Here is an 8,831-nt window from a genome sequence, read left to right on the forward strand (position 1 = left end):
TCTTTTTGAGTAGGGGTGAAGGTCATCATAAGCCCCATCCATCATCTACCACTAAGGTTTGCCCTGTGATAAATCTACTCTCATCACTAAGCAAAAACACCAAAGTTCCACATATATCATCTGCATCTAACATGCCTTTACTCGCACAACATTTTCTATAAGCTTTTAAAAAAAGTTCGTTTTGATTGTCTAAAATTCCCCCGCTTGCTAGGGTATTAACGCGTATGTTTTGATTAAAAAGCTCTTTAGCTAGCCAAGTACCCATGTGGTTAATCCCTGCTTTTATCACGCTATATTCTAAAGAGCTTTGCATGGAAGTGCCTTCATAGTTTTCAAATTTTGGCGCATAAACTCCCATGATGGAGCTAAGATTGATGATATTGCCATAGCCTTGTTGTTTAAAAAATTTCACAAATTCTTGAGCAGCCAGCATAAAGCCTGCTAAATGTAAATTTAAACTTTCACAAATTTGTTCGTATTTGAGTTCATAATAAGGCGTTTTACCCCAATCTTTGCCAAAAGGATAGCTTGAGTTAACAAAAGCATCGATTTTGCCGTATCTTTCTTGACTTTTTTGAAGGGCAATTTGTAAACTTTCTTGTTTGGTGATGTCAAGTTCTAAGCTTAAAAGTTTTGTTTTAAAATTTGTTTCTAAATTTTCTTGCAATTTATTTAAGCGTTTTTTGTTGATATCTGCAAGTATCACTGTGCCTTTATTAAGAAGTATTTTTTTGCAAAGCACTTTACCTATGCGTCCGCAAGCTCCTGTTACAAAGATGATCTTATTTTCAAGCATTAAAAATCCTTTGGCGATAAATTTTTTAAAGAGATTAAAAACTCTACGATTTTAAAATCAAGCTCGCTATCAATATCAAAAGCCGTGCTTTCATCCATCACAAAAAGCCCTGTTTTTTCTCCAAAAACACTATCATTTTCTAAAAGATAATCCCTTTTAAAGATATAAATACTAGCGTTCATATCGTAGCATTTTGGGGCACTTTGGCGAGTGGTAAAATTTCCTTCTTTGGATTTTACTACCTTGTTATTTTGTATTTCTACGAGGTTAAAATAAGGATTGCGTCTAGCAGGAACTGCGGTGATGAGATTGGAATTATCATTTTTAACAAAACTTTCATAAGCTTTTTTTATATCAAGGCTTGAGCGAAGCGGGGCTGAAGCATCTAAGTCTATGAGAGTTTCAAAACGCGTTTTAAAGTGCTCTTCACTTCTTAGCAAGGCATCACGCATGACAGGAAGTTTTGCAGCCTGATCATTGGCAAGATGGGCTTCTCTTTTAAAAAAAACTTCAGCATCGTATTTTTGGGCTACACTTGCGATTTCATCACTATCAGTACTTATGACTATGTGTTTAAAAAGCTTTGAATTTTGAGCTTGTATGATGCTATAAGCTATCATTTCAAGTTCGTTAATCTTTCTAATATTTTTGTTTTTAACGCCTTTACTTCCACCTCTAGCACAAATGGTGCATAAAATTTCAGCCATTTTTTTTCCTTACTTCATCGCAAAGTTCAAGTACTTTTAAAGCTTGCTTAAGATCGCAAAGTTCTTTGTCTTTTTCAAAGATTGCTTGATGTAAATTTTGAAGGGTTTTTATCGTATCGTTTTCAAAATTTAAGATTTTTTGACTTTGATCTTTGTGATAAATTTCGATTTTATTGTTTATTAAATCGGCTTTAAAGCTTTTTTCTAAAGTGTGAATGGTAATTTCTCTTTTGTTAAATTTAGAAAAATAGTCTAATTCTATATGAATTTTAGCTTCTTGTGAATTTTTTAAAGCCAAAAAGGCAAAATCATCGCTTGTTATGTCAAGCTCTGAAATTTTAGCATTTTGGGAGTATATAAGCTCTAAGTTTCCAAAAAGAAAAAAGGCTAGATCGATTTCATGAGAAAGATCGAGTAAAACCCCACCACCTAGCTCTTTTTTAGCGCTGTAATTTTGCCTGTAGTCTAAAGCCCTCCAATGGGGCAAATAAGAATTACAAACCAAACTAGCAAAATAAATTTTTTCACCTTTTAAAAGTTTTTTTAAAGCTATAATCACAGGATGAAAACGCAGTAAATACGCTACATAAATGTGATTTTTTGAGCTTGTGAAATTTTGCACCTTTTCAAATAAAGGTTTTTCTACGAGTATGATTTTATCTTTTACAAGCTCATTTAAAGCTTTTAAGGTGTTAAAATGCTCTGTGGTGATATTTGCGATGATAAAAAGATCAAATTCATTTAAATGACATTCTTTTAAGGAACGATAGATTTGAGTTTTTTCAAACTCTTCTTTTTTAGCACTTAAAGAAAGCAAACTTACTTCATACTTTAAATTTTTTAAGGCTAAAAAATGCTTTTTTCCTATGCTTCCAAAGCCTATGATTAAGACTTTCATTTAAAATCCTCATTGGCTTTTAAAAACTCATCTGGCCTTCCAATGTCGATCCAATAATCATTGATGATATAGGTATTTACCTTACCTTTTTGCAGAGCGAGTTTGATGAGTTCTGGCATATCTAGGTATTCATTTTTAGCAATTAAATTTAAAATTTCATTTTCAAGTACATAAATCCCCGCACTTACTAGGAATTTTTGGGTAGGTTTTTCTTCTATATTTTCTATAAAACCTTGTTTTTGAGTGATCACTCCATAAGGAATTTGTTGCTCAAACTCACGCACGCAAACGCTCATTAAAGCTTTTGATTTTTTATGCGCTTTTAAAAGATCATTAAAATCAAGCTCGGTTAAAATGTCTGCATTCATAACGATAAAACTTTCTTTAAATTCTTGTTTTATAAGGCTTAAAGCTCCTGCTGTGCCTAGTTTTTTACGCTCTTTAATATAAGAAATTTTAACCCCAAATTTTTGCCCTTTTTGAAAATAATCTTCTATGATTTGTTTTTTATAATTCACACAAAAGATAAAATTTTCAAAATTTTGATTTTTAAGCCTTTGGACTATACTTTCTAAAATAGGCTTTTTGCCTACTTTTAGCATGGGTTTTGGAGTATCTTTAGTCAGCTCTTTTAAGCGAGAGCCTAAGCCACCAGCCATGATGATAATGGAGTTTGGATTGGCTTTTAAGAGCGATGAGACAGATTTTATGGAAAGAATTTGCCCTTTTTCATCTAAAACAGGAAAATCATAAATATCGGTTTTAGCAGAAATTTTTAAAAGCTGTTCTTTGCTTGTGTTTTCTTTTATGGTGATGGGATTTTTAGTGTAAATATCCTTGATACTATCTTTTAAAGTTTTGCCACTAATTAAAGCTTTTCTGATGTTTGAATCGCTAATGACTCCTAAAAATTTATCCTTTTTATCAACTATAATGCCTAGTCTAACGCGTTCTTGCCCGACTATTTTTAAAGCTTCTTCTATGCTTGAATCAGGGGTGAGTTTGAGTTTGTTTATATCCACACTAAGCCTTATAAATCGATGAAATTTTTATGTAAAATTGTATCTAAATTTGCATTTTTTAGGCAAGTTTTTATGAATTTATTGGGATTTTTATCATTATCATAAGGGTTTTTAAAATTTTTTAAATTTTGTTTAAATTCTTTGCTTTCTAATTTTTCAAAAGCTTGATCAAGATCGTTGATTTCGCAATCAATGATATTTTGAGTTCTTAAACGCCCTTTTTGTCTATCGCCTATATTAATGCAAGGAGTTTTAAAAAAAGGACTTTCACTAATACCGCTTGAAGAATTGCCTATCATGGCTTTGGCTATTTTCATAAGACTTAGGTATTTTTGTGAGCCAAGATTATCAAAAAGTTTAGCCTTGTGTGAGTTTTTTTGGCAGTAATTTTGCAAAATTTCATTGATTAAAAGTCCATTTTCATCGGCATTTGCTTTGGTAAAAATCAAACTTGCGTTTTTAAGGGTGTCAAGTTTTTTAAGTAAGGTTTTAATCTCTTTTTGAGTATTTTTTACATTTAAGGTTAAAGGATGATAAGTGATTAAGTAAAGTTCTTTATCTAGTTTCATTTCTAAGGCTTTTTCTAAATCTTTTTTGTTTAAAAAATTCATATTTTTTATGATAGTAGAAGCTAAAGAACCTATATTAAAAACCCTTTTTTCTTCTTCTCCAAGTTGCAAAAGCCTTTTTTTATAAATTTCATGACTTACAAAATGTAAATGTGACATTTTTGAAATGCTGTGTCTTATACTATCATCAATAGCCCCTAAAGTAAGCTCCCCGCCACATAAATGCACTAAAGGTATGTGCATCAAAAGACATACACTTGCTACGCTAAGCATTTCATAACGATCGCCTAAAATTACCACCATATCAGGTTTTAAGTCTTCAAAAGCATCGCTAAAAGCACTAAAAGCTAAACTCATGCTTTTGCAAAGGCTTATTTTATCATCATTTGCAAGTAGGATAGGAATTTTCTTAGTGATTTTAAATTCTTTTTCTATTTCTTTATAAGTGAGTCCAAACTCAGGGCTTAAATGTGCTCCTGTAGCGATGATTTGAAGGCTTAGATCTTTATCGTTTTGAATTTCATGACATAAATTTCTTAAAAGATACCATTCAGCCCTTGTTGCACTGACTATACAAATTTTTCTTTTACTCACGGATAAGCTCATCTTCTTTGTAGTTTTTAGTAGCAATTTTACCTAAAAACTCTTCATATCTCATAGCACTTATACCATTTGCGGGGCGTTTGGTAGTAAGATTTCCTTCGTTAAAAATTTCTCCTTTTTGGATATCTTTTTTAGCGACTAAACTTTTTCTTACTATGTTGATATTTTTTTGTTCGCTTTTACTTGCTTTTTTTATGCCATCACCCATTGCCTTTTGTATTTGTCTTATTTGGGTGCAAAGCATTTTTAGTTCTTGAGGTTCTAAACTTGCTTTATGATCAGGTCCTGACATATTTTTATCTAGGGTAAAATGCTTTTCTATCACACAAGCTCCTAAGGCAACCGCAGCTAGGGAAATGTGTATGCCCCTTGTGTGATCAGAATAGCCCACATCAAGTTTAAAAGCATCTTTTAAGCTTTGCATGGCTTTCAGATTGACCTCATCAAAAGGGGCAGGGTATTCTGTAGTGCAGTGTAAAAGAGTGATGTTTTGGCGTTTAGTACCGTTTTTGCAAAGCACATTTAAAGCTTGTTCTATCTCGCCTAAATTTGCCATGCCGGTTGAAAGTATGATTTTTTTATCAAGTTTTGCAATTTTTTTAAGATAGGGTAGATTGGTGATTTCTCCGCTTGGAATTTTAAAGATTTTTAAGCCTAACTCATTTAAAAGATCTACACTTTCAAGATCAAAAGGAGTAGAAAGAAAGGCGATATTGCATTTTTTTGCGTGCAAGATAAGCTCTTTGTGAGCTTTAAGATCGAGTTCAAGTTTTTGCACCATTTGAAGTTGACTCTCATCGCTAGCTGTGGTTTTAAGCTGATAGGGTGCTTTTTTAGCCTTTATACTGATGCAGTTTTTGGCTTTAAAACTTTGAAATTTAACAAAATCAGCCCCTGAGTCTGCTGCGACTTCTATTAACTTTTTAGCCAAATTTAAATCACCATTGTGATTAACCCCTGCTTCTGCGATGATAAGAGTTTTTTTCATAGTTTTGCCTTTATTTTGCCTTAAAATAAAGGCAAAATTTTATTTTTTAATACCTACATAAATGTAATGGTGTGCTGATCCTTCAAAATTATAAAAATTAATAGGATCATAATCTCCTAAAAATAAAGTTTCAAAAGGTTGAAAAAGATTTTCTAGATCTTGGGCTTTATCAATAAAATGTATAAAGCTTGTTTCATTTAATCTTCCATTAATTTCAACTTTACTCAAGCCATTTTTTTCTTCTTTTTGGCTGTGGGAAAAATAATAATTTTTCTTGCTCATCATTGTAGCAAAAAGTATTCCACCTGTGTTTAAAAGTTCGTAAAATTCTAAAATATTTTGTTTAAGTTCTTTTAGAGGTATGTAGTAAAGACTTTGATTTGCAAAGATAATATCCATATTTTCATCAAAAAGTCCTTTGATGCTAGAATTTGGTTCTATAATTTTACAATATCCCCCCCCCCTAATATTTTGCTCCCAAATTTCTTTTAAACTTGGAACTATATCTATTCCGAAGGTTTTAAACCCTTTGCTTTGAAAATACGCTGAATGTACACCATTGCCACAACCAAAATCAAGTAAATTTCCATTTATTTTATTTAGTTTGTATTTTAAAATTCTTTCATAAAAACGTACTACATGACCATCTGGAAAAAGTAATCCGTATCCATTTTCATTATATTTCATTGTATAAGTTTCTAATGAGTTTTGCATTTCTTTCCTTTATATTTTTATTGTAATTTATTTTTTAATTTAAATTCTCCAAAATCATTTTTATAAAATAAATCCATATTATAGTGTTTTTCTACTATTTTCCAAAATGTGGTTTTGCTAATACCTATGAAGTTGCAAAAATCTTCAACACATTTATTGTCAAGCTTATGATCTCTTTTTTGCACGAGTTCAATGGCTTCTTTTCTGCTTAAAATCCCATAGCGCACAAAACGAGCCGCATAATCACTTGCCATAGCATGACCAAATTTGGGATATTTCATCCAAGCGTGTAGGATATAGCCTATACTATCAACTTGATCAAAATTTTCTGCACAATGACTTCTATCCCACTCATCTTGCAAATCGCTAAATCCACGACTTTTAGCAAAGATATAATTTGAGTAAGAATTCCATTTTATAAAATAGCTCAGATAAATAGGATCAAGTTTATCGAGTTTATCTTTGCTTGGATTGAAAAAAAGTTGCAAATTTTCTTCTTTGATTTCATCGTCTATAAATTCATTTATATCTAAATCACTAGCTACACCATTTAAAAATATTTCTTTGGCGCTAGGAGTTTCTTCGGTATCACTACCTCCATATTCATAACTAACATTTTCTCCATAAACCAATAAAGGTGTATTAAATTTTAAAGCCATAGCAAAAGGATAGCTGTAAATCAGTCTATCAATAAACCAAGTGGGTTTTCCATATTTTTCAAAGGTTTTTAGCATAACTTTTTTTTGAGTTTTGATATCAGGTTTTAAGCTAATGATATGACAACCAAAAGTTTCACTTAAATTTTTAAGATTTTTCTTACCTGCTTCAGTCATGGTGAAATTATCTTCAACGCTAAAAAGAATAGGATTCATTTCAAGTTTTTCTTTCATGATATGCACTTGAAAATGCGAATCTTTACCTCCACTTACGGCAATAGCACAATCATATTCAAATTTTCCATTCATTCTGCGGTATTTATCGCATAAGGCTTCAAGCTCTTTAAATCTTGCTTTATAATCAATATTTTCTTTATTTTTATGATTAACACAAGCACTGCATATATTTTTGCCATTTTCATCTTTAAAAAATTTAAGTCCGGGTCTGGTATCTGGCATAACACAATAATCACAATATTTCATTTTTACTCCATATAAAGATTGTAAAAATAACTACCCCCCCCATTGCGGTATTTGAGGAAAAAATTATTTTTATAATCTTTACAAAATTTTTTATAATTTAAAACATCAAAAACTATCCCACCTATGTAAAAAAAGCTTTCAAGTGTTGAAAATTTTTGCTTAAAATAAAACAAATTATCATCATCCTTCACCCCACCGCCAAGTAGGATAAAATCAATATTTTTGTTTAAACAAAGTTCAAAAGAAAAATCAAGTAAAGCCGCATTGGCATTTTTTTCATTTTTATTTGCACTAAGATGATAGTAGGCAAATTTCTTACCTAAGAAAAAACTAGCATAGGCTAAAATTTCACCCCTATAACTTGCTTTTAAGATTAAGCTTTGTTTAAAATTAAAAAGCTCTTTAAAATAATCATCATCAAAAAAATAAAACTCACCTGCTTGATTTCTTCTCATGGTTTCATCGTAAAGTCTTTTAAAATCCTTAGCATCACTTGCCTTTGCCTTTGAAATTTCAAGTTCTTTTCTTGCTTTTTTCACATAAGTTTTTATTCTTGGACTATAATTGGCTCTGATTTGTTCTAAATTTTTATAGATTGGCACTATGACTATCTTTCTTTCTTTTAAGAAAAAATCAAGCTTTTTTTCATAAAAACTTAAATTTTTATCAAAAGGATGAAATCTTATAAAAAAAGCAACGATATTTTCCTTCAAAGCACGCTGTCTTAAATTCTCTAAAGCTCTCGTTAAAAAGGCTTTATCCATGCTATTGCTATAAATTCCACCATACCCATAAGGACTTTGCAAATCAAAAAAAGAAGTATTCTTTATACTTTTTTTATTGGCTACAATTTTTAAAAAATTTCCATTTTCTTTATAAACAAATTCAAAAACTTTTCCATAAAATTTTGCATATTCTTTTTGAAAATAAATGTCCTCGCCAAAATCATCACAAAAGAAATGATCATCTAATTTTTCAAGTAGAATTTTACTCATTTTCCAAAGCCTTGTTTTTGATAATCCCCCCCCCCATAGCTTCTGTAGAGCTTTTTTCACCTTCAAAGATTAAAATTTCTTCTTTGATACTTTGCTTATCCTTTAAGGTTTGGGTATAAAAATTGATACATTTTAATTCTTTATAAAGTTCTTTTAAGCTTTTTTCATCATCAAAACGCAAAGAACCCATTTTGATGTAAATTCCGTGATTTGGCTCGAAAAAATCTCCTTTGTCAGCTTCATATCCAAAAACTTGCTTGGATAAAGCACTAGAATAAAACTTGCCACCCTTTTTAAGTTTTCTAACGGCTTTTGTGAAAATATTTTTTGACTTTTCTCTATCGTTGCAACAAAGCGATGCCACATCTATAATGGCATCAAAACTATCATCTTTAAAACT

9 protein-coding genes and 1 pseudogene are annotated in these 8,831 nt (G+C 30.9%); all 10 read right to left on the minus strand.

What is annotated here, in order from left to right:
- Window positions 1-25: 25 nt before the first annotated feature.
- The gene (gene ptmA / locus CCO88_RS08230) at window positions 26-796 is read right to left on the minus strand and encodes a flagellin modification protein PtmA (RefSeq protein ID WP_002811481.1); all 771 of its coding nucleotides are present in this window, start codon (window positions 794-796) and stop codon (window positions 26-28) included.
- Window positions 796-1,503 carry a CMP-N,N'-diacetyllegionaminic acid synthase gene (gene legF / locus CCO88_RS08235; protein ID WP_002840071.1) on the minus strand — a complete coding sequence of 236 codons (708 nt, stop codon included), beginning with the start codon at window positions 1,501-1,503 and terminating at the stop codon, window positions 796-798. The genes ptmA and legF overlap by 1 nt, the downstream gene beginning before the upstream one ends.
- Complete coding sequence (gene ptmF, locus CCO88_RS08240; protein ID WP_002811477.1) at window positions 1,496-2,401, minus strand: L-glutamine-D-fructose-6-phosphate isomerase subunit; 906 nt, start codon at window positions 2,399-2,401, stop codon at window positions 1,496-1,498. The genes legF and ptmF overlap by 8 nt, the downstream gene beginning before the upstream one ends.
- Window positions 2,398-3,423, minus strand: a complete 1,026-nt coding sequence (locus CCO88_RS08245) for a nucleotidyltransferase family protein (RefSeq protein ID WP_002811475.1) — start codon at window positions 3,421-3,423, stop codon at window positions 2,398-2,400. The genes ptmF and CCO88_RS08245 overlap by 4 nt, the downstream gene beginning before the upstream one ends.
- An 8-nt stretch (window positions 3,424-3,431) precedes the next feature.
- Window positions 3,432-4,586, minus strand: coding sequence for a GDP-N,N'-diacetylbacillosamine 2-epimerase (hydrolyzing) (gene legG / locus CCO88_RS08250; protein ID WP_002811473.1), 1,155 nt, complete (start codon window positions 4,584-4,586; stop codon window positions 3,432-3,434).
- Window positions 4,579-5,583, minus strand: a complete 1,005-nt coding sequence (gene legI, locus CCO88_RS08255; protein WP_002807490.1) for a N,N'-diacetyllegionaminate synthase — start codon at window positions 5,581-5,583, stop codon at window positions 4,579-4,581. The genes legG and legI overlap by 8 nt, the downstream gene beginning before the upstream one ends.
- 39 nt (window positions 5,584-5,622) lie before the next feature.
- Complete coding sequence (locus CCO88_RS08260) at window positions 5,623-6,297, minus strand: methyltransferase domain-containing protein (protein WP_002840073.1); 675 nt, start codon at window positions 6,295-6,297, stop codon at window positions 5,623-5,625.
- Window positions 6,298-6,314: 17 nt separating this feature from the next.
- Window positions 6,315-7,436 (minus strand): N-acetyl sugar amidotransferase, encoded by a 1,122-nt coding sequence (locus CCO88_RS08265; RefSeq protein WP_002811470.1) that lies wholly within the window; start codon window positions 7,434-7,436, stop codon window positions 6,315-6,317.
- A gap of 2 nt (window positions 7,437-7,438) precedes the next feature.
- Window positions 7,439-8,431: a hypothetical protein gene (locus CCO88_RS08270; protein ID WP_002840075.1), complete on the minus strand. Its 993-nt coding sequence runs from the start codon at window positions 8,429-8,431 to the stop codon at window positions 7,439-7,441.
- Window positions 8,424-8,831, minus strand: a pseudogene (locus CCO88_RS10475) (class I SAM-dependent methyltransferase); the annotation flags it as partial. The gene CCO88_RS08270 and the pseudogene CCO88_RS10475, both read right to left, overlap by 8 nt.

This window comes from Campylobacter coli LMG 9860 (assembly GCF_000254135.1).
In the GTDB taxonomy this organism is placed as follows: domain Bacteria; phylum Campylobacterota; class Campylobacteria; order Campylobacterales; family Campylobacteraceae; genus Campylobacter_D; species Campylobacter_D coli.